This window comes from Myxococcus stipitatus DSM 14675 (assembly GCF_000331735.1).
GTDB classification, from domain to species: Bacteria; Myxococcota; Myxococcia; order Myxococcales; family Myxococcaceae; genus Myxococcus; species Myxococcus stipitatus.
The window spans coordinates 7,916,212-7,941,453 of sequence record NC_020126.1; the positions used below are offsets into that span (position 1 = coordinate 7,916,212).

The window sequence follows — 25,242 nt, forward strand, 5'->3', positions numbered from 1 at the left end:
GTCAGCGGCCCGGGGACGGAGGGCCGAGGAAGCGGGCCTCCATCCGCTTCACCTCACGCGACGCGGAGTCCGTCACCTCGACGATGAAGGTGAAGGGCACCTCCGTCTCCCCCTGTGGCGCGAGGATGAACAGCGGCACCCGGAAGTCCTCCAGCGAGGCGAGCCGCACCTCGGCTTGAGGGATGACCGCCTGCACGGAGGCCGGGGCCTGCACGGTGAGGGTGAACGTGGAGGGCTCGGGGTTCTTGTTCACCAGGTGCAGCTCGAACTGATTGCGCACCCGTCCTTCCTCCACGAGATAGGGCATGCCCTGGAAGCGCAGCAGGTTCGCCTCGAACGGGACCCGCTTCGCGAGGCTCCACACCAGGCCCACCACGGAGGCCAGGAGCAGCGCGCCATACAGCGCCAGCCGAGGGCGCCACATCCGGCGAGGCTTGCCCGCCAGGCCGTTGAGCGAGTCGTAGCGGATGAGCCCGCGCGGACGGCCCACCCGGTCCATCACCTCGTCACACGCGTCGATGCACTGCGCACACGCCAGACACTCCATCTGCAAGCCATTGCGGATGTCGATGCCCGTGGGGCACGCGGTGACACACTTGCGGCAGTCCACGCAGTCGCCCCGCGCGGGGGCTTCCTTCGGGAGCGCCTTCAACAGCCGGCCCCGAGGCTCTCCGCGCCGCACGTCGTAGCCGACGATGAGCGAGTGGTCGTCCTGCATGGCCGACTGGAGCCGCCCATACGGGCACACCACCACGCAGAGCTGCTCACGGAACCACGCGAAGTTGAAGTACAGCGCGCCCGAGACCGCCATGGCCCAGGTGAAGGCCACCGGAGACGCCCCAGGCCCTCCGGCCACCATGGACACCAGCCCTCCCGCGGACACGAAGAGGCTGAGCGCGGCGTGCGCGATGAGCAGCGACACGCCCACGTACGCCCCATGCTTCGCCACCGCGCGAGCCACCCGGCCCGGCGTCCACGGCGCGCCCTCCAGCCGGAGCCGGCGCTCTCGAGGCCCGTCGAAGAAGCGCTCCAGCGGGCGATAGACGCCCTCCAGGAACACCGTCTGGGGACAGGCCCAGCCACACCACACGCGCCCCAGCCAGGCGGTGATGAACAACAGGCCGAACCCCGTGGCGGTAAGCAGGAAGAGCACCCGCCAGAAGTCCTGCGCGTTGTACGTGGCGCCGAAGAGGAAGAAGCGGCGGGCCTCCACGTCCAGGTGAATCGCGGGGCGCCCGCCCACCTGCACCAGGGGCAGCGCGACGTAGAGGGCGATGAGCACCGCGAACGCCACCCGTCGCCAGGTGATGAAGCGTCCCCGGACATCCGAGGGATGAATCGCCCGCCGCGAGCCATCCGCGTTGATGGAGCCGAGCTGGTCGATGCGCGGCGGGCCTTCTTGATGGGGAGCGGTCGCCATGAGCGGGTCCTCGGAGCCTTACGGCTTCTCGGCCTCTCCCTGCGGAGCCTTCCCGCCCGGCGCGTTCGTCCCCTTGAGCGTCAGCACATACGCGGTGACGGCCTTCACCCGCTCCGCGCCCAGCGTCCGCTCCCACGCGGGCATGCCCTTGGCCACCGCGCCGTCGGCCACCACCTTGTGGATGGCCATGGGCGCCGCGCCGTGCAGCCAGAAGCCGTCCGTCAGGTTGGGGCCGATGAGGCCCTGCCCCTGCGCGCCATGGCAGGCGGCGCAGTTGGCCTGGAACACGGCCTTGCCGCTGTCGAGGGACGTCGGGTCCTTCACCAGCTTCAGCAGCAGCTCATCCGACGCGGGCGTGTTGCTGGCCATGCGCTGGGCATGCTCGGCGGACTCGGCCGCGTATTCGCCCAGCTGTCCCGGGCTCAGCTCCGCGACGTGGTACCAGAACCAGTAGCCCGCCCCGAAGACGAGCGTCGTCCAGAGGAGGAACAGCCACCAGTTGGGCAGGTTGTTGTCGTGCTCCTCGATGCCGTCATAGATGTGATGAATCAGCGGCTTGTCGCTACTCATGGCCACCCTCCCCGCGCTCCGACAAAGGCATCCGCGAGAGGCCGTCGTAGTCCTGGCTCCTGCGCGCTCCGAACAGCCACGCGCAGACGCCCAGGAAGACGGCGACGAACAAGACCAGCGCGAAGAGCGGCAGCTCCTCCAGCGTCATCCCCTGGTAGAATTGCTTGTACATCAGCGGCTCCCTCCCTCGACGCCCGCCGCGGACGCGGTGGGTGCGACGTTCGACGGCGGGGGGACGTCCTGCGGCCCTCGGCCCAGGCGCTGGAGATAGGCAATCAGCGCCACCATCTCCGAGTCCCACGCCACCTTCACCCCTTGCTGCGCCAGGTCCGCGGCGATGGCCTCGCCCTGCGTCTTCTGCCGCGCCTCCGCCGAGTCCACGTCGTCGTTGGAGTACGGCACGCCCAGCTTCTGCATCAGCGTCAGCTTCTTCGGCGCGTCCTTCGCGCGGATGCGGTTCGCCGCCAGCCACGGATAGGGCGGCATGTTCGAGCCGGGGCTCGTGGCCCGCGGGTCCATCATGTGCGTGTAGTGCCAGAGGTTCGGATAGCGCCCGCCCACGCGGTGCAGGTCCGGTCCGGTGCGCTTGCTGCCCCACTGGAACGGGTGGTCGTAGATGAACTCCTCCGCGCGGGACACGTCGCCGTAGCGCTGCGTCTCCGCCACGAAGGGTCGGATCATCTGCGAGTGGCACGTGTAGCAACCCTCTCGCACGTAGAGGTCTCGGCCCTGGAGCTCCAGCGGGGAGTACGGCTTCTGCGCCTCGCCGTGCGCGGGCACCGCCTGCTGGATGAGGATGGTGGGCAGCAACTCCGCCACGCCGCCGATGAGGATGGCGATGAGCGTGAGCACGGTGAAGGCCAGGGGACGGCCCTCGATGAGCGCGAACCACGACGGCTTGCCCGCCTCGCGGTCCTTGCGCGTGACAATCCACGCGAACTCACCCAAGGCGACGATGGCGCCCATCAACACCAGCGCGCGCACCGGCTTCGCCCAGCCCAGGAACATCGTCACCGTGAGGATGGCGATGGCGAACACCAGCGGACGGCCGGTGACGACCTGCACCCAGCCCGGCACGGGCCTGCCGGGCACGGGCACCGGAGCGGCGGCTTCCTCCACCACCACCGTCGTCTCCCCGTCGACGGCCTTGCCCGAGCGCGCCGTCTTCCAGAGGTTCCACGCCATCATGCAGAAGCCCACCAGGTACATGGAGCCGCCGACGAAGCGGACGATGTACATGGGCCGGATGGCCAGCAGCGTCTCCACGAAGTTCGGGTAGAGCAGCGTCCCGTCCGCGTTCGTGGCCTGCCACATCAACCCCTGGTTGATGCCGCTGATCCACATGGACACGATGTAGAGGAGGATGCCCACCGTCCCCAGCCAGAAGTGCGCGTCCGCGGCTCGCGTCGAGTGCAGCTTCGTGCCGTACAGCCTGGGCACCAGCCAGTAGAACATGCCGGCCGCCATGAAGCCGTTCCAGCCCAGCGCGCCGCCGTGTACGTGGCCCACAATCCAGTCGGTGTAGTGCCCCAGCGCGCTCACCGCCTTGATGGACAACAGCGGCCCCTCGAAGGTGGCCATGCCGTAGAACGTCACGCCCGCGATGAGGAACTTGAGGACGGGGTCCTCGCGCAGCTTGTGCCACGCGCCCTTCAGCGTGAGCAGGCCGTTGAGCATGCCGCCCCAGGACGGCGCCCACAGCATGACGCTGAACACCATGCCCAACGACTGCGCCCAGTCCGGCAGCGCCGTGTAGAGCAGGTGGTGAGGACCCGCCCAGATGTAGATGAAGACCAGGGCCCAGAAGTGGATGATGGACAGCCGGTACGAATACACCGGCCGCTCCGCCGCCTTGGGCAGGAAGTAATACATGATGCCCAGGATGGGCGTGGTGAGGAAGAAGGCGACGGCGTTGTGGCCGTACCACCACTGCACCAGCGCGTCCTGCACACCCGAGAAGACCGAGTAGCTCTTGAAGCCATCCAGCGGCAGCGCCAGGCTGTTGACGATGTGCAGCACCGCCACCGTGACGATGGTCGCGATGTAGAACCAGATGGCGACGTAGAGGTTCTTCTCGTTGCGCTTCGCCAGCGTCCAGAAGAAGTTGATGGCGAACACCACCCAGATGACGGTGATGGCCAGGTCGATGGGCCACTCCAGCTCCGCGTACTCCTTGGAGGTGGTGATGCCCAACGGCAACGTCACCACCGCCGCGACGATGATGAGCTGCCAGCCCCAGAAGTGGATGTTCGAGAGCAGGTCCGACGCCATGCGCACCTTCAACAGGCGCTGCGTGGAGTAGTAGATGCCCGCGAACATCATGTTGCCCACGAACGCGAAGATGACCGCGTTGGTGTGCAGGGGACGAAGCCGGGAGTACGTCAGATAGGGGATGCCGAGGTTGGCTTGCCACCACGCGAGCTGGCTTGCCACCAACGCTCCCACCGCCATTCCCACGATGCCGAAGACGACGGCCGCGAAGACGAAGCGGCGGACCGTGGTGTCGTCGTAGACGATTCGCTGTTGTTGCACGGAGTCACTCCTGAGAAGTCGAAGGCGACGACGGCCCGTCGGACCGCGCCACGGAAGGGGCGCTGTCGTCCTCGAGCGGAAAGAGCGAGAGCCGGTCGGCCTGCTCATGGTCCCGGTGCCGCATGCTGTAGACGAACAGCAGCACCGAGCTGGCCACGAGCATCAGGCTCACGAAGACCTGGAGCACGAGCACGTTCATGCGGGCACCTCCGTGGGTCGCCCCACCGGTGTCGAATCCCCGTGCGGCGCCCGAGGCTCGGACAGGCTCCACACGGTGAAGAGGACCGTGGCCAGGCTGATGGCGGGCATCGCCACCGCGGCACGCAGCGGCGTCATCCACCCCGCGAGGCACACGGCGACGGCCACGGTGTTGTAGCCGATGGCCAGGTGCAGCAGCCGCCGCACCACCTGATGAAGGTGTCGGGACAGCCGCAGGGCCTCGCGCAGCGAGGAGAGTCCCTCGCCCACCAGGAAGAAGTCGCTCTTGCCCGGCATCACCGGCCGGTCGATGGCGGGCGTCCCCGCGCACAGCGCCCGCTCGAAGGCGAGGCTGTCGTTGACGCCATCCCCCAGATAGAGCGTGTCCGCCGCGCCCAGGCGCGAGACGGCGAAGGCCTTCTCCTCGGGCCGCAGGCCCCCCAGGGCCCGCCCCGCCGGCACGTCGAGCGAGGAGGCCAGCGCCTGCACCCGCGCGGGTGCGTCCCCCGAGATGAGCCACACCTCATGGCCCTCCGCCTGGAGCGCCAGGACCTCGCGCCGGGCATCCGGACGCAGGGCCTCCCGCACCGGGAACGCGGCGACAGGGGCTCCGTCGCGGAAGAGCACGGTGCCGCGAAGCCCGTCGGCGGCGGCACGCTCGGGAGTCGAGACCGCCTCGGTGGGAGTCGTTGCCTCCACGCGCATGCGCCAGTCCGCGCGCCCCAGCCGCCAGCACACACCGCCGCGCACCCACTCCATCCCATGGCCCGGGTGCTCCGTCACACGTGCGTCCGCGTCGAAGCGGGCCCCCTGCCGCGAGAGTGCCTCCGCGAGACAGCGGCTCACGGGGTGGTTGCTCCGCGCGGCCAGGTTGAAGGCGACCTCGCGCGCTTCTCCACCGAGCGACTCCAGGCCCGCGCGGTCCACGAGCTCCATCCGCCCGAGCGTCAGCGTCCCCGTCTTGTCGAACAGCACCCGCCGCACACGAGGCAGCCGGTCCAGCAGGTCCGTCGCCCGGATGAAGAAGCCCTCGCGCCGGAGCCGCGCCTGCACCAGCTCGTACGCCAGCGGCGTGGCAATCCCGATGGCGCACGGACACGTCACCACCAGCAGCGCCACCGCCACCTCGAGCGCCTTGTCGGGCCCCGACGGCCACCACAGCACCAGCCCCAGCGCGGAGACCGCGAGCACCGTCACCACCCAGCGCCGCGACACGGACTCCCAGAAGCGCGTATGCCCCGCGCCTCGGCCCGCGCCGCCTTCCGGAGGACGGCGCAGCAACGCCACCAGCGGCGAGTCCTGGAAGGACTGTCGCGCGAGTGCTCGCACCGCCTCGCGGCCCGCGTTGAAGGCCCCCGCGGGCAGCACCTCTCCCGCCAGGACTTCGCGCTCGTCGGGCTCGCCGGTCATCCAGTCCGTGGAGACGCGCGCATGCCCATCGAGCAGCTCCGCCTCCACCGGCACCAGGTCTCCCGGAGCGATGACCAGCAGGTCCCCTTGCGCCACCTGCGACACCCGCACCGTGTCCAGCCGCGCACCGGTCTGCCGGCGGACGAAGAGGCCCTCCGCGCCATCGTCCTCGAGGAGGAATCGCCGGTTGCGCTCCAGCACCCGCTGCTGAAGCCAGCGGCCCACCAGCATCAACGTGACGAAGGTGTTGAGCGTGTCGAAGTACGCCAGGTCCCCTCGCCCGCTCCGGGCCTGGACCAGCGACGTGCCGAACACCATCAGGATGCCCAGCGCGATGGGCAGGTCCAGGTGCGGCACTCCACGCCGGAGCCCCTGCCACGCCGAGCGGAAGAACGGCCACCCGCCCACCGCCACCACGAGCGTGGACAGCCCCAGGCTCAGCCAGGTGAAGAGCCCGAAGACGTCTCCATCCTCCGGCGCGAGCCCCACGTAGAAGCTCACCGAGAACAACATCACGTTCATCGAGAGCGCCACGCAGATGCCCAGGCGGATGGGCAGGTCCAGGCTCGCGGGCGCGGGGCGCTTGCGGCTGGGGCCGAAGAGATAGCCGAACGCCTCCACCGCGCGCAGGTACCCGCTCACGTCGAACGCGCCACGCCTCCACTGCATGCGCGCCTTGCCCAGCGCCGGGTCCACCGTCAGCCCCGCGCCTCCGGGCTGGCGACGAAACAGCTCATTCATCAACCAGACGCAGGCGGCGCAGTGGATGCCCTGGACGTCGAGCTCCAGCGAACACAGCGCTCCCGGCGCCGACTCCGCGCGCGCGACGAGCGGCTCCAGCCACGCGAGCCCACGACCTCGAGCAGGCTCCGCCGCGGGCGCCGTTCCTCCCGTCGCGAGGTCGTAGTAGCGGGTCAGCCCCTGCGAGACGAGCAGGCCGTGGACCGCCTCGCAGCCCGCGCAGCAGAACTCGCGCGAGGCCGCGCCTTCCGGCACGCGGCTGCCACAGTGAAGGCAGGGGGCCTCGTCGGGCCGGCTTTGCGCGGAGTCAGGCATGCAAGCCGCCACCTTGCGAACGGCATGCCTGTTGCGATGGAGCCGTGCATGTCCATCGACGTCCCCGCCCTACTCGCTTCACTGGTGCCCACGCCCACGCTGCTCACGGCGGCCGTGGGCGCACTCACCGTGGGGCTCACGGGCAGCGTGCACTGCTTCCTCATGTGTGGGCCGCTCGCGTGCGCCAGCCTCCCGTCGATACCCGGCGCCGACAGACGGCGGGCCCTGCTCGCCTATCAAGGCGCGCGGCTGGGCGCGTATGCACTCGTGGGGGGCCTGCTGGGCGCGCTGGGCGGTGGCGTCGCACGCGCGCTCGCTGTCTCCACGCGGCCCTATCTCCCCTGGTTGATGATCGCCGCACTCGTGGCATCGGCCCTGGACCTGGGAAAGCGCCTGCCTCCCCTCCCGGGGCTCGCGCGGCTGGCTCGCGGGCTGTCGCGGTGGAGCGCAAAGTTTTCGTGGACGGTTCGCGCGGGCGCAATGGGTGCGGTGACGCCCCTGCTCCCCTGCGGTCTGCTCTACGGCGTGTTCGCCGTGGCGCTCGCCAGTGGCTCGTTCGCGGGGGGCGCGCTGGTGATGGGAGCGTTCGCCGTGGGCGGGCTCCCCGCGCTGTTCGTCGCTCAGCTCCAGTGGGGCTTGTGGAGCAAGCGGCCTCGCCTCTCGCACTTCCTCCTGAAGCGGGCCATGCCCCTGACAGCGGCCGTCGTGCTCGCCGTCCGCGCGGTGGAGACATCAGGGTCGTGCCACTGACGTCCCCGTGGCACTCACTCCAACAGGCCTTGGAGCACCGCCTGGCGCATCACCTCCGCGAGCACATCCATCCCCTGCACCGTGCTCACGCGCCGGACGGAGACATCCCCCGCCGACAGCTGCGTGGAGTCTCCGACGACGAAGGGCAGCGGACGCCGACCCAGGCGGAGCAGGCGCTCGTCATGAAACGCACCGGGCGCGCGGACGCACAACATCCCCATCAGCTTCGTCATGTTCGCGATTCGCGAGGGCTGCATCTCCGCGCCGAGGCACGAGAAGTCCATCCCGTGCTCCCCCAGCAGCGCGCTCCGGCCATCGCGGGAGAAGACGTAGATGACTTGAGACGTCTCCTCGGTCTCCTGCTTCACCGTCTTCGGGCCCGTGCGCGGCAACAGCAGCCCGTGTGACGCGATGGCGAGCCCGTACGCCTTGGCGGTGTCCAGCTTGCTGGGCGCCTCCTTGTGCTCGCTGCGCGTGCGCACGGAGCTGGCGGCTCGCAGCACCGCGACCACGTCGCTCCAGGGCAGCTCCAGCGACTCACCGGCGCGCGACGTGAAGACCGCCGACGCATCTCCCAGCGTCACCCGGCGCGCCATCAACCAGTCCGCGCCCAGGCCCCGCTCATCCACCGCCAGCACCGAGAGCCCCAGGCCCCGGAGCTTCTCCACCAGCGCCTCCGCGGCCTCGGGGGCGAGCCGGGCCAACAGCGCGGGCGGCTCCGGCGCCAGCCGCATCCGAGCCTCCGCGGGAGCCATCCCCATCACCGAGGCCAAGGCCACCGCCGCCGCTTGCATGTCCGGCGGCGCTTCCACGAGCGCGACGACCTTCACGTGTCCACCTCGCTTCCGCGTTCAGCGGCAGTGGACCACGTTCCCCTCACGAGCGCGAGCGACCCGCCTGCAACCACAAGTCCTGCACCAGGGGCGCTTCCTCCGCCACCAGCGCATCCCTCGGCTCGAACACCTGGCGCAGCTCGATCTGGGAGTCGGAGCCCCCTTGCGGGTGCAGCCAGCGCCGCCCCCACTCCAGCGCCTCCTCCAAGGAGCGCACCTGAATCATCCAGAATCCAGCAATCAGTTGCTGCGTTTCCGAGAACGGCCCGTGTGTCACCGTGCGCTTGCCTTGTGAGAAATCGATGCGTGCACCGGACGCGCTGGGGTGAAGGCCCGCCGCATCCAGGAGCACGCCTGCTCGCACCAGCTCGTCATTGTAGCGGTCCATCTCCCTGACGAGGGCCTCGCTCGGCCACAGCTCTGATTCGGTGTCCCGGCTGGCCTTCAGCAGCAGCATGAATCGCATCGTCATGTCTCCTCATGGGTTCCAGAGCCACACACCCGACGCCATCCACGTGAAATCCATCGTGGCTCCAGCCTCGCGACGAACGAGACACACGAGGTTCGACACGCCTCTCTTGCGCACCCTCGCAGCCGCTATACGACCTGCGCTCCCCGAGGTCCGACCCCGTCCGCGCCGGATTTATCCGGGCATTTTCCCCGAGGGACAATCCTCAATTATTTCCATGGGTTGCGAGGCCGGAGAGGGGAAAAACAGGGGTCATGTCGATCGCCCCACGGCCATTTCGTCGCCGCATTGAAGGCGGGATCCAAACCCGCGGCGGAGTCCTCCGGAGACCCGGCCGACTCCCCTATTCCCGACGCTTCTCACAAGGAGAGACTCACATGGCCAAGCGCATTGGTTCCGCTGTCGTCGTGCTCATCGCCGGCTTGATTGTCTTCATCGCCACGCGCCCTGATTCGTTCCACATCTCCCGCACGCGGCCCATCCAGGCCTCGCCGGAAGTCGTGCACGGACTCATCAACAACTTCTCGAAGTGGCCCCAGTGGTCGCCGTACGAGAAGGTCGACCCCAACATGGAGCGCACCTATGAAGGCGCCGAGGAGGGCGTGGGCGCGGGCTACGCGTGGAAGGGGAACAAGAACATCGGCGCGGGCCGGATGACCATCGTCGACAGCAAGCCCGGCGAGCGCATCACCATCCGCCTCGAGTTCATCGAGCCCTTCGCCGCCGTGAACCAGGCCGAGTTCGTCCTCGCCGCGAGCGGCAACACCACCCAGGTCACCTGGAGCATGTCGGGGCCGAACACCTTCATGGGGAAGGCCATGATGGGCTTCGGCTTCATGGAGTCCTTCGTGGGCACGCAGTTGGAGAAGGGCCTGGAGGACCTGGACACGGTCGCGCGCGAGGAGGCCCGCAAGGCCACCCAGTCCGCGCAGGCGGAGCGCAACCGCCTCGCGCCCGCGCACTGAAGCTCCCCCCCGAGAGCCCCATGATGATGCACATGCTGTTCGGCCACCTCGGCTCACTGGCGCTCGAGCACCGCCGCCACCGCCTGGCCTCCACTGGTGCACAACGTCACCAGCGCCAGCGACTGGCCCCGCCGCTCGAGCTCATCCAAGGCGGTCCCCACGAGGATGCTCCCCGTCGCGCCCAGGGGATGTCCCAGGGCGATGGCACCTCCGTTGACGTTGACGCGGTCCAGGTCCAGCTCCAACGCCCGCGCCGTCTGTAGCACCACGGCCGCGAACGCTTCGTTGATTTCCCAGAGGTCGATGTCGCGCGTCTTCAGCCCCGCGGCATCCAGCGCCTTGCGCGCGGCCAGCGCCGGCCCGGTCAACATCAGCACCGGGTCACTGCCCACGGCGGACACGGCCCTCACGCGAGCACGCGCCTTCAAGCCATGCGCCCGCAGGTACTCCCGCGACGCCACCAGCACGGCGCCCGCGCCGTCCGCGATGCCACTCGCGGTGCCCGCCGTGTGCAGGTGGCGCACCACGCCCGCCCGGGGATAGGCCCGCAGCGCGAGCTCATCCAACGTCTCACCCCGAGGCCCTTCGGCACGCGCCCCCAGCTGTACGAAGGCGGGCGCCAGCGCGGCCAGCTTCTCCGCCGTCGTGTCCGCGCGCGGAGAGTCATCCGCGGTGAGCAGCACCTCTCCCGTGTGCGGGTTCGTCACGGGGAACAAGCTCTTGGCGAACCGACCCTCCTTCTGGGCGAGCACCGCGAGCTGCTGCGAGCGCAGGCCCCACGCATCCAGCTCCTGCCGCGTGAAGCCCTCCAGGGTCGCGATGAGGTCCGAGGAGATGCCCTGGGGGACCTGGAAGAAGCGCTCACGCAGGTCGACGTTGCCGCCGTCCGTGCCGCCGCCGTCGGCATTGAGGCCGTAGCGGCTCATCTGCTCGACGCCTCCCGCGATGACCAGCCGCTGTGCGCCGGACGCCACGCCCATGGCCGCCAGTGAGAGGGACTGGAGCCCCGAGCCACAGAAGCGGTTGAGGCTGAAGCCGGGGATGCCGATGGGCCAGCCCGCGGCGAGGACCGCGTTGCGCGCGAGGTTGGCGCCCTGGGCCTCGAGTTGCGAGACGACGCCGACCACGACGTCATCCACGTCCGCCACGTCGATGCCCGTGCGCAGCGGGAGCTGTTTCAACGTCTGGGCCATCAGCTCCTGCGGGTGGAGCCCGCTGAGGGCCCCCTTTCCAGGCTTGGCCCGGGCCCGCGGGGTACGCACCGCATCCACGATGTAGGCATCCATCGACGCTCCCTCCAGTCACGGGCGGCGCCATGCACGCCCTGGCCACAACCATATGATGAGCATAATACGGTCGCAATTCGAAGGGAGCGTGCGTCCGGGCGCCCCTTGAGGAAAGGCGATGTTCGGCGCGATGATGTGTATTATTGTGTGACACGAGGTGAGACCCAGGTGCCGCATCCCCCGGAGCAGAAGCAGTCGACCCACGAGCGAATCCTGGAGGCGGCGGGAGGGCTGTTCCGTCAGAAGGGGTTCCTGGGGGCCAGCGTCGAGACGGTGATGCGCGCCGCGGGCCTCACGGTGGGCGGCTTCTATGCGCACTTCAGCTCGAAGCAGGCGCTGCTCGTCGAGTCGCTCCGGCGAATCATGAGCCGTCAGCGGGTGGACTGGCCGCAGGGGCTCGAGGACCTGCGGGGCGAGGAGTGGCTGAGCCACATGGTGCGGCGCTATCTCTCGCGCACGCACCGGGACGCGGAGGTGCCCGCGTGTCCCCTTCCCGCCGTGCTGTCCGACGTGGTGCGCGGAGAGGCGGAGCTGAAGCTGGCGCTGGCGAAGGAGCTGGACCTGACGGCGGAGAACTTCGCCGCGCATCTCCCCTCGGACGAGCGGGCCAGCGCGAGGGAGCGTGCGCTGGCGACCTATGCGCTGTGCATCGGGACGTTGACGCTGGCGAAGGCGACCGCCGGCACGCCGCTGTCCGACGAGCTGCTCAAGGCGGCTCGGAGGGTCGCGGTGCTCGCGGCGACCACGTCTGAGCCAGCGGACGGAGACAAGGGCGGCGCGGCGAAGTGATGTCAGTGGTCGGCGGCATCCCCTGGCGCGGCAGGCAGAACCGTCGCATGGACAATCCCCTCCGCTGACGCCGCGCCTCGTGCCCGCTGGCGCGGGACTGCGCACTCCGCTTCGGCAAGCAGCACCGCTGCCGCAACGTTCCTCGCCCCGGACACCCGGCCGCCCGACGCGCAGCCCTGCTGCGCGAAGCGCCACCGGATGGATGTGTAGCCACTCCGGGCCCTGGGCCAGGCGCTCAACCGAGGCGGCCTTGCTCACGCTTCTTCAGCAAGCAGCACCACCGCGGACGTTCCTCGCCGCTGACGCCGGGCCCTGCGCCCGGCGCGCGGCCCTGCTCACTCCGCTGCTGCGCGCAGCGCCACCGGATGGGTTTTCAGCCACTCCTGGCACCGCGCGATGCGCTCGGCCGAGGCGGGCAGTCCCATCTGGAGCAGCAGCGTCCGGTAGGGCTCGAAGCCCTCCGGCGTCCAGGTGGTCAGCGCCTTCAGGTCCGCGAGCGCCACCATCTCCTCCGCCGAGCGCCCCGCCGCCTCCTGCCGCGCCGTCAGCAACGCGGCCAGCGCCATGCGCGCGGGCTCGGCCTCGAACGCAATCGACGCGTCCGTGTACCAGGCGCGCAGCGCCTCATCCAACGATGCGTCCTGGGCCTTCTCACGCATGCGCCCCAACATCCCCGCGAGGAAGTCCTCGTCGAGCGCGCCCTTCACGCCGCGCAGGAGCGCCGTCACCGCTTCCCTGCGCACCGTGGGCTCGGAGCCCGGCGGCAGGCCCTTGAGCGCCTGCATCGGCTCCCACAGGACACACGTGAGCCAGAGCTCCTCCTCCGGCGCGAACACCGGCGGCGTGGACGCCTCGCGCAGCTTCGCCTCGACGCGGCCCGCGCGCTCCTTGGCCTCACGCGCGATGCGCTCGGCCAGCTCCGGGTCCTCCTTCACGAAGTTCAGGAGCGCATCCACGTTCCCCTCGCGCGCCTGCTTGAGCGCCTCGCGCGCCTGCTCGGTCATCGAGGACTCATCGAGCAGCGCCTCGTGCTTCTCCAGCCACTCCTTGTGCCGCGCCCGCCACTCGCGGAACTGCACGTCGAACACCACCTTGATGATGGGGTGGTCCTCCAACCGGAGGCCCTTCGGCCGGTTCGCCTTGAGCGACAGCCGGGAGACCGCCCCCAGAACACCCTGGTCCTCGCGCGACTGCCCCGGCTTCTGTGATCGGTTGAGCGTCTCCAGCGCCAGGCCCGTCAGGAAGATGCCCGCCTGCTCCGCGCCCAGCTCCCGCATCCATCCCTTGAACAACGCCTGATACATGCTCGCGGCGTCCGTGGCCTCCTCGTCCGTCAGGCGCGCCAGCTGCGTGTTCACGAACGCGTCGAAGGCGTCCGACTTGAACCGCAGCCTCGGCTCCGGCCCCCACTCCGCGAGGAGCTGACCGAACCGCTCCAGCGCGAACATCGGATAGCTCCCGTCGGCCTGCCGCTGCCGCCCCTTGGTCGCCAGGAAGGACGCCTCCTGGGGGCGATGGACAGGGACACTCGGAGGCGGCGCGCTCGCGCGGTCCTGGGCGGCGTGGCACACCTTGTACTTCTTGCCGCTGCCGCAGGGGCACGGGTCGTTGCGTCCGGGTTTCTTCTGACTCAAGGGGAGTGGCCTCTCGGCTCGCCTGGCGAGCGGTGAAATCGTGGGCGCAACCTAGCAGGCGAGACCCGCGCTGGGGGGCCCCATGCCTCCGGGTGTCGCTCGGAAACCACCCGGTTCACACGTACCGTGCAACGGCGTGCACATTCGCGTGACGCTCGAGCACGCGACTTCACGTTCGCGCGCCCCTCCCCCGCGGACTCCCGAGGACGTCCATCAGGCAACTCCCTTGCAAAAGGCCCGCGGCATGAACTCCCTCAAGCACCTGTCGACCTGGAATCGGTTCGTGGCTCTCGGCTGTGTCCTCGCGCTTCCCGGAGCGGGGCTCGCGTCCGAAGCACCGCCCCCGCTCGAGCCCCTACCGCGCCTGGACGCTCCTCCCGGAGAGAGCGGTGGACGGAAGGTGGGTCGCGTCGCGGCCGAGGCCGGAATGATGTGGGCGACCGCGATGGGCACCGGATTCGCGGGACTGCTCATCGCCGCGTCCCAGCCCGACGACGAGCTGTCACCCCCCAAGCTCCAGAAGTACGCGGACTGGCAGCGAGGGTTCCTCCTGGGCGCCGCGGTCGGAGCACCGTTCGGCGTCATGCTGGGCGGGAAGATCGCGAAGGGCAAAGGCGCCCCGGAGGGCGTCTTGCTGGGAGCCCTCGCGGGAGGAGGCGTCGCCGTGCTGACCGCTCAGCTGCGCCCCGAGAAGAAGGTCGAAGACACCCTGTTCCTCCTCGTGCCGGCCTTCTCCATGCTCGGCTCCCTCATCGGCTATGAGCTGTCACACACGTCGAACCTGCCCTCACGCTCCTCGGACAGCACGGTGAGCATCCTCCCGGCGGTCTCCGTCGACACGAAGGGCAGCGCGCTGGGCCTGACGGGACAGTTCTGACGCATCCCTGCTTCACGGCCCCGGTGAGCCGGCCTCCGTCACGTCCGTGTCCGCCAGGAAGGCACGGCGCTCCTCGGGGGTGAGGTCCGGCTCACGGGCACATCCTCGACGCGCGGACTCGAGCGCGGCCTCCAGCACCGAGGACACCGCCACCGCCTGCGCGGGTGTCACCGGGTTGCGTGCAAGACCTCGCACCGCGTCCCGAACACCCGCGTAGAACCGGCGATAGTCCCCTCGCGGCGCCTCCGTCACCAAGGACTCTCCCGCCGCCCCCGTGAGCAGTCGCCCCGGAGAAGGGTCCTCGCCCCAGTCCTCGGCGCCTGGGAGCTCTCCCGCGACGAGCCGACGCTCCTGCGCATCCATCCCATGCTTCAGCCAGGAGCCGCGCGTCCCGTGGACCGCGAAGCGCGGCAGCCCGCCCGCGACAAGCATCGACGCCTGGAGCACGACGTACCGGCGCGGATACACCAGCGTCACCTGGCTCCAGTCCTCGATGGCCGAGCCCTCCCGATTCGCCGACAGCAACGCCACCACTGTGTCGGGCACGCCGAACAGTTGCAGCGCCTGGTCCACGAGGTGAGGCCCCAGGTCGAACCAGATTCCCGCGCCGGGAACGGGCTGCTCACGCCAACGCGAGCGGACCTCCGGACGGAAGCGGTCGAACCGCGACTCGACATGCGTGACCCGCCCCAGTGCCCCCCGCGCGAGCAGGGCCTCGAGCGCGAGGAAGTCACTGTCCCAGCGCCGGTTCTGGAACACCGAGAGCACCCGCCCCTGCGTCTTCGCGAGCAAGGCCAGTCCCCGCGCCTGCGCCAACGTCACCGTGAAAGGCTTGTCGACCACCACGTGCTTGCCGGCCCGAAGCGCCGCCTCCGCGAGCGAGGCGTGGGTCTCATTCGGCGTCGCCACGACCACCACGTCCACGTCCGGATGCGTGGCCGCCTCGAGCGCCGACGCAATCACAGCCACTCCCGGCAGGTCCACGTGGACGGCCTCCGGTCGGCTGGACGCGACCAGCCGCAGCGACAGCCCGTCCACGGTGCGCAGCAGCGGAGCGTGGAAGGACTTGCCCGCGAACCCATAGCCCAGCAAGGCGACGCGGAGCGTCTCGGAAGGAGCCATGGGCCGGGATTGGAGCACAAAAAGAACGATGCCACCCGCCCGAGGAGGTACTGCGGGTGGCATCGCCGCCGGGGGCACCTCTGACAGAGACTCCATGAAGCCTCTGCCCGAGAGGGTCCGTGCCCCCGGGCTTATCTCGTTCGACTCAGGTGTGGTGGTGCAGGCTCTCCACCAGGTACGGGTCACCCACCGGAAGCAGCGGCGTGGTGCGCACGGCCCGAGTCACCGCCAGCGTGAACAGCGCGCCCACGCCCAGGAAGCCCGCCAGCTCGTACACGCCAAGGCTCGAGCCCTCCGGCTGATGCGCCGGCGCCACCATCAGGTACAAGTCCAACCAGCGCCCCACGAGCAGCACCGCCGCCACGCGCAACAGGTGCGACGGGTTCATCTTCGCCGGACGCGGCAGCAGCAGCACGAACGGCAGTGCCCAGTTCAGCGCCACGTTCGCGTAGAACGGCACCTCCCAGCCGCCGTGCATGCGCGCGATGAAGTACACCGTCTCCTCGGGGATGTTCGCGTACCAGATGAGCATGAACTGCGAGAACCAGAGGTAGGCCCACAGCGTGGCGAAGCCGAACATCAGCTTGCCCAGGTCATGCAAGTGGCTGCTGTTGAGCTGCGGCAGCGCGCCCGCCCGATGGAGCAGCACCGCCACCACCGTGATGGCACACACGCTGGAGCTCAGCAGCCCCGCCACGTTGTAGAGCGCGTAGATGGTGCTGAACCAGTGCGGCTCCAGGCTCATCAGCCAGTCGAACGCGGCCAGGCAGAAGGTCAGCGAGAAGAGCACCAGGAACACCGCGGACACCTTCACGTTGCGCCGCGTGAGCACCTCGCCCGGCTCCACGTCCTGGCGCAGCGAGTTGCGCCGCAGCACCCACGTGAAGGCCACCCACAGCGCCAGCATGACGACCATGCGGATGGCGAAGAACGGGACGTTGAGGAACGCCTGCTTCTGGTGCAGCAGATGGTCCGTCTCCATGACGCCCGGCTTCGCCCACGGATACAGCGTCGCCATGAAGGGCAGGAGCGCCAGCATCGTCACCGCGCCCCACGGGACATAGGCCGTGAACGCCTCCGGGATGCGCTTGAAGACGGTGAACCAGCCCGCGTTGGCCACGTACATCAGCGCGAGAAACACCGCGCCGCCCAATCCCAGGCACAGGAAGTAGAAGCCGCTGGTGAGCAGGCTCGTCAGCGCACGCTCCGGGGCCTGCACCAGCCCCAGGACCAGCACCCCCAACCCCGCGCCCGCCGCCACCTGCGCGGCGCGATGGAAGACAGGCGAGACAGCGAAGCCACCGCGCGACTCTGTCGCGGAGGCATGGACCGGGGCGCTCATGGCGTCTCCTTGCGCGCGGTGCGCGCGGGGTTCTGGAGCGAGCGCACGTAGTGGACCAGCTTCCACCGGTCCTCCGGCGCGACTTGCGAACCATGGGCCGGCATCAGCCCCTGCCCATGGGTGATGATGTGGAAGATGCGCCCGTCGGGCAGCCCCACCGCGTGCTCCGCGAGCAGCGACGGCGGCATGGGGAAGCGCGCCGTCACCGGCCCGTCTCCCACGCCCCCCGGGCCGTGGCATGGAGAGCAGTAGCGCAGGAACGCCGTCTGCCCGCGCGCGAGCACCTCGGGCGAGGACGGATAGGGATTGCGCAGGTCCACTCCAGCGCGCTCGGCCGCCTCCGGCCCGGAGACCAGGTGCAGAGGTTGATGCCCCCGAGGCACCGTGCCCTTCGCCGGCGACAACAGCGTCTTGCCGTCGGGCGTGTTCGGGTTGTTCGCGAAGCTGTCGTAGGGGACGGACGCCACCATGTCCGGCGCGTACTCGAAGTTGGGCTTCGTCTCGTCCTGCTCGCAGCCCGCCAGGGCGAGCCCCAGCGCCGCCAGTCCCACCCACCTCTTGCTCACGACGCCACCTCCCTCAAGTCCGTGGCCACCGCGCCGTGGTCGCGGAGCAGCGCCTCGGCCGACTCCAGCGCGTTCGGCTTCTGGCCGGGCGCGATGACGATGGCGAAGCGGTCATCCGTCACCCGAGGCAACGCCTGACGCTTGTTGCCCGGAAACAGCTTCGCCCTCGCGAGGAACGCCGCCACCGTGCCCAGCGCGGCGAAGAGCACCGTCAGCTCGAACGTCACCGGGATGAAGGCCGGGAACGAGTTGAAGGGCTTGCCCCCCACGTTGAGCGGCCAGCTCACCACGCTGGTGTAGAGCTGGAGCGACATCGCCAGCGTGCAGCCCAGGGCCCCCGCCACGAAGGTCACCCACGTCAGCCGGCTGGGCTTGAGCCCCATCGCGGCATCCAGGCCGTGCACCGCATAGGGCGTGTACACATCCCGCAGGTCATGGCCCGCCTCGCGCACCGCTCGCGTGGCCTCCAGGACCCGCTCCTCGCTGTCGAAGTAGCCGATGAGGACAGGGGCGCTCATACGGGGACATCCTTCCGGGTGGCGATGGCCAGCGGCGGGTGGCTCCGGGCCGCCTCCGGCGCGTCGAGCACGGGGGCAGGACGCGTCGACGGCGGAGCCTCGGGGTGCGCGGGCGTGCTTCGCGCGAAGCCCAGCACGCTCTTCACCTCGCCGATCGAGATGATGGGCAGCACGCGCACGAAGAGCAGGAACAGGGTGAAGAAGAGACCGAAGGTGCCGATGAAGGTCCCCACCTCCACCATCGTCGGCGTGTACATGGACCAGCTGCTGGGCAGGTAGTCCCGGTGGAGGCTCGTCACGATGATGACGAAGCGCTCGAACCACATGCCCACGTTGATGACCAGCGACAGGACGAAGATGGCCGCGGGCGAGGTGCGAATCTTCTTGAACCAGAACAGGTGCGGCGACACCACGTTGCACGTCACCATGGTCCAGTACGCCCAGGCATACGGGCCGAACGCGCGGTTCATGAAGGCGAAGCGCTCGTAGGGGTTGCCCGAGTACCAGGCGATGAAGAACTCCGTCGCGTACGCCAGCGACACCAGGCCCCCCGTGACGATGATGACCTTCGTCATGTTCTCCAGGTGGCGGAGGGTGATGAGGTGCTCGTAGCCCAGCACCACGCGGGTGATGATCATCAGCGTCAGCACCATCGCGAAGCCGCTGAACACCGCGCCCGCCACGAAGTACGGCGGGAAGATGGTCGTGTGCCAGCCGGGAATCACCGACGTGGCGAAGTCCATGGACACGATGGTGTGCACGCTGAGCACCAGCGGCGTCGCCAGGCCCGCGAGCAACAGGTACACCGTCTCGTAGCGGCTCCACGTCCGGTTCGAGCCCGTCCACCCCAGCGACATCACCTTGAAGACGGCCTTGCGGAAGCCCGCCTTCAGCCTGTCTCGCACGGTGGCCAGGTCCGGAATCAGGCCCACGTACCAGAACACCGCCGACACGGTGAAGTACGTGGAGATGGCGAACACGTCCCACAGGAGCGGCGAGCGGAAGTTCACCCAGAGGCTGCCGCGCGTATTGGGATACGGCAGCACCCAGAAGGCCAGCCAGGGCCGCCCCATGTGGATGAGCGGGAAGAGCGCCGCGCACATCACGGCGAACAGCGTCATCGCCTCCGCCGCGCGGTTGATGCTGGTGCGCCACTTCTGCCGGAAGAGGAAGAGGATGGCGGAGATGAGCGTGCCCGCGTGGCCGATGCCCACCCAGAACACGAAGTTGGTGATGTCGAACGCCCAGCCGATGGTCTTGTTCAGGCCCCACACGCCGATGCCGGTGCCCACCTGGTACGCGACGATGCCCGCGCCCGTGGCCAACACCGCCACCGCGATGCCGAACGCCACCCACCACTTCCACGTGGGCGCGCGCTCCATGGGGGCGCAAATCTCCTCGGTGAGCTGGCCCATGCTGCGCGGCTCGCTGACCAGCGGCACGCGCAGCGGGGACAGGTGCTGGTTGCTCATGTTCCGCTTCCCGACCCGGTGTTCCGGATCTTCGTGAGGTAGGTGATGGACGGCCCGATGTTCAGCTCCTCCAGCAACCGGAACGAGCGCCCGTCCTTCGCCAGCTTCGCCACCCGGCTGCTCGGGTCATTCAGGTCGCCGAAGTGGATGGCCTTGGCGGGGCAGCTCTGCTGACAGGCCGTCTGGACGTCGCCGTCCTTCAGCGGACGGCCCTCGCGGTTCGCCGCCGCCTTGCCCTCGTTGATCCGCTGCACGCACATGGAGCACTTCTCCATGACGCCTCGGCTGCGGACCACCACGTCCGGGTTGAGCACCATCCGCTCGAGCGGCTCGTCGTGCGGGTAGTCGAACCAGTTGAAGCGGCGGACCTTCGTCGGGCAGTTGTTCGCGCAGTAGCGAGTCCCGACGCAGCGGTTGTAGACCTGCTGGTTGAGCCCCTCGCTCGAGTGCACCGTCGCGAGCACCGGGCACACCGTCTCGCACGGCGCGTTCTCGCAGTGCTGGCACATCATCGGCTGATGCACCACCTGGGGGTTCGCCTCGTCGCCCTCGTAGTACCGGTCGATGCGCATCCAGTGCATCTCGCGCTGACGCAGCACTTCGTCGCGCCCCACGCTGGGGATGTTGTTCTCCGCCTGGCAGGACACCACACACGCCGAGCAGCCCGTGCACATGCTCAGGTCCACCGCGAGCCCCCACCGGTGGCCGTTGTACTCGTGGCCGGACCAGATGGAGAGCGGGTGGGCGCCGTTGGTGCCGTGCCCGCCATGGCCCTCGTTGCCCGCGCGGGGATTCGCGAGGAACTCGGCCAGCTCCGCCTCTCGCACGTGCGGACGGCCCTCCAGGCTGGAGTGTGTCTGCGTGAGCGCGAGCTTCTGACGCTCGCCCGTCCCCACCACCGTCGCGCCCTGCACCGTGCGGCGCACCCGCCCGTCCACCACCGCCGCGAGCGGATAGACATGCGCGCCCACACCGTCGCCGATGCGTCCGGCCCGCGTGCGGCCATACCCCACCGCCACGGCCAGCGTGGAGGGATGGGTTCCCGCCTGTACCAGCACGGGGAGCGAGATGGACTTGCCGCCCACGCTCACCTTCACGACGTCGCCATCGGACAGGCCCAGCTCCTTCGCCCGGGCGGGAGCGATGAGCGCCTGGTTGCCCCAGGTGGCCTTGGTGATGGGGTCCGGCACCTCGTGCAACCAGGCGTTGTTCGCGGGGGCGCCATCTCGCATCGCCACGGACGAGAACAGCACCAGCTCCCACTCCCCCGAAGGCCGCGCCACCGAGGCCAGCGCCTTCGCCAGCGACCCCTCGCGGAGCGACAGCGGCTCCACGGGGGTGGAGGGCAGCGACACCACGCCCCGCCGGACCGCGTCGTCCCAGAAGCCACCCGCGTCCTGCCCCGCCGTCCCGGCGAGAGGGAAGACCTCCGCCTCCCAGCGCGCGCGCAGGAAGTCGTAGTGGGTCGTGGAGAGACCCGCCCACGTCAGGAGCGAGTCCATCAGGTCACGTGTGTCGTGCAGCGGAGAGACCGCGGGCTGACGCAGCGAGAGCACACCCCGGCGAGGCTCCGCGTCACCCCAGGACTCCAGCGGCGTCGAGGCAGGCGCGTGCAACCGCGTCAGCAGCGTCGTCTCGTCCAGGCGGTCATTCAACGTCACCGTGAGGGGCACGGCCTTCAGCAGGCCTCCCAGCTCCCCGCCCCGAGGGTCCGCGTGTGCCGGGTTGACGCCCGCGAACAGCACCGCGCCCACGCTCCCCGCCGCAAGCTCCGCGAGCAGCTCGCCGTAGGACAGGGCGGCCTCATCCAGGCGGACACCGTCCAGCGGAAGCACCGTGGTGCCTTCGTTGCCGAGCAACTGGTTCGCCGTCGCCGCCAGCACCTGACCGGCCACGTCGTCGCCGCCGCACACCACGAGCGACTCGGTGCGATGCGACCACAGCGCGTCGACCAGCTCGTCCACGGCGGCCTTGTCCAGCGTGGAGGCCGGCAGCTCCTTCAGCCCCGGGAGCGTGCGCCCGGCCTTCGCCGCGAGCCCGCGCACCACGTCTCCGAGCGCCCGCGTCACGTCGGACGGAGCCACGACGAAGCGACGGTCCGCCGCGGCGCCCGTGAGCGTCATCACCGGCTCGACCTGGTAGTGCCGCGACATCGCCCTGCGTCCGGCGGCATCGCGCGCTTCCGAGTACTGGCGCGTGAAGGCCACCGGCGAAACCCACGTGCCCAGGAAGTCCGCGCCGAAGCTGGCGATGAGCTTCGTCCGCTCGAAGCGGTAGTCCGGCACCACCCGGGCGCCATGGGTGAGGAGGTACGCGTCGCCGATGGCGGACAGCTCGCCCAGCGGCTCGTAGCGCACGGTGCGCGCCGTGGGGTGCGCGGCGAGGAAGCGCTTCACCCCCGCCTCCAAGGTGGGCCCCATCACCCAGGGCAACACCAGCCGGATGGCCTTGCCGTCTTGTTTCGCCTGGAGCAGGCCCGCCTTCACCTCGGCGTCCAGGTCCGCCCAGGAGATGCGGCCGTTGGTGCGCGTGGGGAAGCGCGCCCGGCTCGCGTCGTAGAGCGAGAGCACCGAGGCCTGCCCCACCGCGCACACGCCTCCGCGCGAGACGGGGTGCTCGTCATTGCCCTCGACCTTGATGGGACGACCGTCGCGCGTCTTCAGCAACAGACCGCAGCGCGCGGAGCAGCCCTCGCAGGTGGACGCGTACCAGAGCGCGGTGCCCGGCATCACCTCGTCCGGCCTGGACACATAGGGGACGAGCTTCTGCACCGGCGCGCGCTGACACGCGACCATCGCGGCGGCGGCGCTCAGGCCCATCATCTTGAAGAAGTCGCGGCGGGAGCTCGCGTCCGGGGGGACGGCGGCGACGCCCACCGGGAGCTCCTCCGCGAACTCGTTGTGTCCTGGCTCGAGTCCCGTGCCGTCGGTCGCTCGCTGGGCCAGGCTCTGCCAGTACTTGGGAAGGGTGTCGGACATGGCGCGGGGGTCCTCAGCGGTGGCAGCTCGAGCAGTCCGAGGGCGGCCGCAAGATGCGAGGGGTTTTCGACGGCTCGGGCAACGGTGAGCCGGACGTCAGGGCCAACAGCTCGCCCTTTCGAGGCGTGGAAGGCACGGGCGCGGTCTCCTCCCGCGCCAGCGTCTTGCGGTGGCAGTCCAGGCACCAGCCCATGGTCATGGGCTCCACCTGCTCCACCCGCACCATCTCCTCCACCTTGCCGTGGCACGTCTGGCACGCCACGCCCGCGGTGACGTGGCTCGCGTGGTTGAAGTAGGCGTGGTCCGGAAGGCGGTGGACACGCACCCACTCGATGGACGCCTTCGCGGCCACGGCGGCGATGACCTTCTGGATTTCGGGCGAGTCCGTCTTCACCTGCGAGTGGCAGTTCAGGCACACGCTCGTGGAGGGGACCCCCGCGTGACGGCTGCTCTCGGCGCCCACGTGGCAGTACTGACAATCCAGCCCGTACTGGCCCGCGTGGACCGCGTGGGAGAAGGCCACGGGCTGCGCGGGCATGTGGCCCTGCTGGTTGTTCACCGGGCCATTGCACCCGGACAGGCTCAGCGCGGCGAAGGCCCCGGCGTACCCGAGGACACGGAAGGAAGCGCGGCTCATGGTGTCTCCTCGCGAGGCGTGGCGAGCAGACCCGGCTCGACGGACGCTGGCGTTCGCGCGGGCACTCGGCCGAAGCGCAGGAAGGGCGCCGCGCCCAGCAGGGCGATGCTGGCGAGCACGTGCACCTGGATGACGAGCGGCGCGGCCTGCAACAGCGTTGCGTCCGGCTGGAAGGACATCAGCGAGCGCAGGTAGGGCACCGTGACATGCAGGTACCAGGCGGAGGCCCAGCGCAGGGCCACGGCCACGTACACACCCGTGAGCACCTGCGACAGGACGAGGGCGAAGGCGACGGCGGCCCCCCACTGCCCTTCACGCGCCCGACGAAGGCCCAGCGTCAGCAGGCCCCAGCTCAACAGCAGCGCGCCGATGAGGCCGAGCGACTCCAGCGTGAAGAGGCGCGCGGGAGAGGCATTGAAGACCTGCATCGCGCGAGGCGCCGCGAGCCCCACCAGGTGGAGGAACAGGACGATGGAGGCGCCCGCCAACACCGTGCGGCCCGCGGGAGTCCAGGGCGAGGGCGGAGCGGCGGGCTCTTTGGCGGTCAGCCGCGCGATGCCGCCCGCCAAGGTGACGAGCGCGGCCGCGTAGGGAATCACGTTGAAGAGAATGGAGTCGCTCACGACTTGCCTCGCGAGGACGGCGAGGCGAACACCACGCCGATGAAGCCCAGCGCCGCGGCCACTCCGACGACGCCCAGGTAGAAGAAGTCCCGGTCCGCGCGAGGACGGCTGCCATCTCGCGAGGCCTCCGCGAAGTACGCCTTGAGGGCGTACTGCTCCTCCTCATCGAGCGGCGCCTTCGCGTACAGCGCGCCCATCATGGGCCCTTCGACCTTCGCCAGGGCGGGGCGCATCCCCTTCTCGCCCAGGCGCGCGAAGGAGAAGGTCAGGTTGGGTCCCAGCGTGCCGCCGCCCGCCACACCCACGCCTCGCACGTCGTGACAGCCGATGCAGGCGGCGCCGCCGTTCTTCAGGGACTCGGTGCCCTCGAAGAGTCGGCGGCCTCGAGCAATCTCCTCGGGCGTGGCGTCCGTGCCCATCTTCTCCGCGGGCGAGGGCTTGCAGCCGCCCTTCCCCTTCTGGGTGCAGTCGCGGAAGAAAGCGTAGAGGCTCGCGCGCTCGGAGTCGGTGAGCGACTGGTCTGGCATGCGCACGCCGTTGAACTTGGAGAGCAGCTCGTTGGCGACCGGGTCTCCCGAGTCGATGAGCGCGCCCGGGCTCGTGATGAAGCGGGTCACCCAGGCTTCGTCACGCCGCTCCAGCACGCCGTGCAAGTCGGGCCCAATCCGGTCGCCCTCCCCCACCGAGTGACAGGTCGCGCACCGTTGGGTGAAGAGCTGCGCTCCTGGCCGCGCGCCCTCGGCCATCGCGGCCGGTGCGCCCAGGACAGCCAGGAGCGGGATGATGGGAACGAGCCTGCGCTCCTGACGCGGCCGTCCTCCCAGCACACGTGTCCGCATTGCTGCGTGCCCCTCCTCACGGGGAAGCCGGGCCCAGTGCCCGGCACGCAGGGCCGCAGTGCAACGTGAAGGCCAGAGTGCTCACCGGCCCACACGGGTGCCGAGGACGGGAAATCCCGCGAAGGGTGCGCAGCATTTGCGCGACAGGACTCACGCGGACGCACCGTTTGCTCGAACAGGCGAAGGCGTCCGTGCCACACGCGCGAGGAGCTCCGTGCGATTCGGTGGAGTGCATGTCGAACCCTCGGGCGGCCTGCGTGGAGCGTGGGCATGAAACCCAGCGGAGCTCATGGGACGTGAAGGTCTGCTTCTGCTCGCGCTCGCGGCGAGGCCTGACCGCTGACCGACGTCAGCCA

The 25,242-nt window shown here is 69.7% G+C and carries 23 protein-coding genes; 4 read left to right on the forward strand and 19 right to left on the reverse strand.

The window, feature by feature from the left end; genetic code table 11:
• Nucleotide 1: 1 nt before the first annotated feature.
• Genes ccoG through MYSTI_RS30365 form a run of 6 tightly spaced genes read right to left on the reverse strand, consistent with a single transcriptional unit; the run spans nucleotide 2 to nucleotide 7,186 of the window.
• Nucleotides 2–1,420 carry a cytochrome c oxidase accessory protein CcoG gene (gene ccoG, locus MYSTI_RS30340; RefSeq protein ID WP_015351641.1) on the reverse strand — a complete coding sequence of 473 codons (1,419 nt, stop codon included), beginning with the start codon at nucleotides 1,418–1,420 and terminating at the stop codon, nucleotides 2–4.
• A gap of 18 nt (nucleotides 1,421–1,438) precedes the next feature.
• Complete coding sequence (locus MYSTI_RS30345) at nucleotides 1,439–1,990, reverse strand: cbb3-type cytochrome c oxidase N-terminal domain-containing protein (protein ID WP_015351642.1); 552 nt, start codon at nucleotides 1,988–1,990, stop codon at nucleotides 1,439–1,441.
• Entirely contained in the window at nucleotides 1,983–2,162 is a 180-nt protein-coding gene (locus MYSTI_RS30350; protein WP_015351643.1) for a cbb3-type cytochrome oxidase subunit 3, read from the reverse strand. Before MYSTI_RS30350 ends, MYSTI_RS30345 begins: the two co-directional genes overlap by 8 nt.
• Complete coding sequence (gene ccoN / locus MYSTI_RS30355; protein WP_015351644.1) at nucleotides 2,162–4,522, reverse strand: cytochrome-c oxidase, cbb3-type subunit I; 2,361 nt, start codon at nucleotides 4,520–4,522, stop codon at nucleotides 2,162–2,164. Before ccoN ends, MYSTI_RS30350 begins: the two co-directional genes overlap by 1 nt.
• Before the next feature lie 4 nt (nucleotides 4,523–4,526).
• A complete protein-coding gene (locus MYSTI_RS30360) occupies nucleotides 4,527–4,721 on the reverse strand; it encodes a hypothetical protein (RefSeq protein WP_015351645.1) in 195 nt (64 codons plus the stop codon).
• Nucleotides 4,718–7,186, reverse strand: a complete 2,469-nt coding sequence (locus MYSTI_RS30365; RefSeq protein ID WP_015351646.1) for a heavy metal translocating P-type ATPase — start codon at nucleotides 7,184–7,186, stop codon at nucleotides 4,718–4,720. The genes MYSTI_RS30360 and MYSTI_RS30365 overlap by 4 nt, the downstream gene beginning before the upstream one ends.
• Nucleotides 7,187–7,234: 48 nt before the next feature.
• On the opposite strand from MYSTI_RS30365, the gene MYSTI_RS30370 reads away from it, so the two are divergent.
• Nucleotides 7,235–7,936, forward strand: a complete 702-nt coding sequence (locus tag MYSTI_RS30370) for a sulfite exporter TauE/SafE family protein (RefSeq protein WP_015351647.1) — start codon at nucleotides 7,235–7,237, stop codon at nucleotides 7,934–7,936.
• 14 nt (nucleotides 7,937–7,950) lie between these two features.
• Here MYSTI_RS30370 and MYSTI_RS30375 read toward each other — a convergent pair whose 3' ends face one another.
• Both MYSTI_RS30375 and MYSTI_RS30380 read right to left on the reverse strand, forming a co-directional pair.
• On the reverse strand, nucleotides 7,951–8,766 hold the full coding sequence (locus MYSTI_RS30375) for a hypothetical protein (protein ID WP_015351648.1): 816 nt from the start codon (nucleotides 8,764–8,766) through the stop codon (nucleotides 7,951–7,953).
• 46 nt (nucleotides 8,767–8,812) lie between these two features.
• Nucleotides 8,813–9,241 carry a YciI family protein gene (locus MYSTI_RS30380; RefSeq protein ID WP_233278003.1) on the reverse strand — a complete coding sequence of 143 codons (429 nt, stop codon included), beginning with the start codon at nucleotides 9,239–9,241 and terminating at the stop codon, nucleotides 8,813–8,815.
• A gap of 374 nt (nucleotides 9,242–9,615) precedes the next feature.
• Between MYSTI_RS30380 and MYSTI_RS30385 the strand changes: the two genes are divergently transcribed.
• On the forward strand, nucleotides 9,616–10,203 hold the full coding sequence (locus MYSTI_RS30385) for an SRPBCC family protein (protein ID WP_015351650.1): 588 nt from the start codon (nucleotides 9,616–9,618) through the stop codon (nucleotides 10,201–10,203).
• 53 nt (nucleotides 10,204–10,256) lie between these two features.
• Here the strand turns inward: MYSTI_RS30385 and MYSTI_RS30390 are convergent, their stop codons facing one another.
• Complete coding sequence (locus MYSTI_RS30390; RefSeq protein ID WP_015351651.1) at nucleotides 10,257–11,489, reverse strand: acetyl-CoA C-acyltransferase; 1,233 nt, start codon at nucleotides 11,487–11,489, stop codon at nucleotides 10,257–10,259.
• Between the two features lie 147 nt (nucleotides 11,490–11,636).
• Here MYSTI_RS30390 and MYSTI_RS30395 point away from each other — a divergent pair, with 147 nt between their 5' ends.
• Nucleotides 11,637–12,278 (forward strand): TetR/AcrR family transcriptional regulator, encoded by a 642-nt coding sequence (locus MYSTI_RS30395; RefSeq protein WP_233278004.1) that lies wholly within the window; start codon nucleotides 11,637–11,639, stop codon nucleotides 12,276–12,278.
• A 335-nt stretch (nucleotides 12,279–12,613) separates the two neighbouring features.
• On the opposite strand, the gene MYSTI_RS30400 is transcribed toward MYSTI_RS30395, so the two are convergent.
• Complete coding sequence (locus MYSTI_RS30400) at nucleotides 12,614–13,912, reverse strand: YecA family protein (protein WP_015351653.1); 1,299 nt, start codon at nucleotides 13,910–13,912, stop codon at nucleotides 12,614–12,616.
• A 244-nt stretch (nucleotides 13,913–14,156) separates the two neighbouring features.
• Here MYSTI_RS30400 and MYSTI_RS30405 point away from each other — a divergent pair, with 244 nt between their 5' ends.
• Nucleotides 14,157–14,789, forward strand: a complete 633-nt coding sequence (locus tag MYSTI_RS30405; RefSeq protein WP_015351654.1) for an OmpA family protein — start codon at nucleotides 14,157–14,159, stop codon at nucleotides 14,787–14,789.
• Between the two features lie 12 nt (nucleotides 14,790–14,801).
• Here the strand turns inward: MYSTI_RS30405 and MYSTI_RS30410 are convergent, their stop codons facing one another.
• The 9 genes from MYSTI_RS30410 to MYSTI_RS30450 form a co-directional block, all read right to left on the reverse strand.
• Nucleotides 14,802–15,911, reverse strand: a complete 1,110-nt coding sequence (locus MYSTI_RS30410) for an oxidoreductase (RefSeq protein ID WP_015351655.1) — start codon at nucleotides 15,909–15,911, stop codon at nucleotides 14,802–14,804.
• Between the two features lie 145 nt (nucleotides 15,912–16,056).
• The gene (locus MYSTI_RS30415; RefSeq protein WP_015351656.1) at nucleotides 16,057–17,253 is read right to left on the reverse strand and encodes a hypothetical protein; all 1,197 of its coding nucleotides are present in this window, start codon (nucleotides 17,251–17,253) and stop codon (nucleotides 16,057–16,059) included.
• Complete coding sequence (locus tag MYSTI_RS30420) at nucleotides 17,250–17,819, reverse strand: c-type cytochrome (RefSeq protein WP_015351657.1); 570 nt, start codon at nucleotides 17,817–17,819, stop codon at nucleotides 17,250–17,252. Before MYSTI_RS30420 ends, MYSTI_RS30415 begins: the two co-directional genes overlap by 4 nt.
• On the reverse strand, nucleotides 17,816–18,337 hold the full coding sequence (locus tag MYSTI_RS30425; protein WP_015351658.1) for a DUF3341 domain-containing protein: 522 nt from the start codon (nucleotides 18,335–18,337) through the stop codon (nucleotides 17,816–17,818). Before MYSTI_RS30425 ends, MYSTI_RS30420 begins: the two co-directional genes overlap by 4 nt.
• Nucleotides 18,334–19,809, reverse strand: a complete 1,476-nt coding sequence (gene nrfD / locus MYSTI_RS30430) for an NrfD/PsrC family molybdoenzyme membrane anchor subunit (RefSeq protein ID WP_015351659.1) — start codon at nucleotides 19,807–19,809, stop codon at nucleotides 18,334–18,336. Before nrfD ends, MYSTI_RS30425 begins: the two co-directional genes overlap by 4 nt.
• Entirely contained in the window at nucleotides 19,806–22,787 is a 2,982-nt protein-coding gene (locus tag MYSTI_RS30435) for a TAT-variant-translocated molybdopterin oxidoreductase (protein ID WP_015351660.1), read from the reverse strand. The genes nrfD and MYSTI_RS30435 overlap by 4 nt, the downstream gene beginning before the upstream one ends.
• 13 nt (nucleotides 22,788–22,800) lie before the next feature.
• Nucleotides 22,801–23,424, reverse strand: coding sequence for a cytochrome c3 family protein (locus MYSTI_RS30440; RefSeq protein ID WP_015351661.1), 624 nt, complete (start codon nucleotides 23,422–23,424; stop codon nucleotides 22,801–22,803).
• Complete coding sequence (locus MYSTI_RS30445; protein WP_015351662.1) at nucleotides 23,421–24,047, reverse strand: respiratory nitrate reductase subunit gamma; 627 nt, start codon at nucleotides 24,045–24,047, stop codon at nucleotides 23,421–23,423. Before MYSTI_RS30445 ends, MYSTI_RS30440 begins: the two co-directional genes overlap by 4 nt.
• Nucleotides 24,044–24,886: a c-type cytochrome gene (locus MYSTI_RS30450; RefSeq protein ID WP_015351663.1), complete on the reverse strand. Its 843-nt coding sequence runs from the start codon at nucleotides 24,884–24,886 to the stop codon at nucleotides 24,044–24,046. The genes MYSTI_RS30445 and MYSTI_RS30450 overlap by 4 nt, the downstream gene beginning before the upstream one ends.
• Nucleotides 24,887–25,242: the final 356 nt, after the last annotated feature.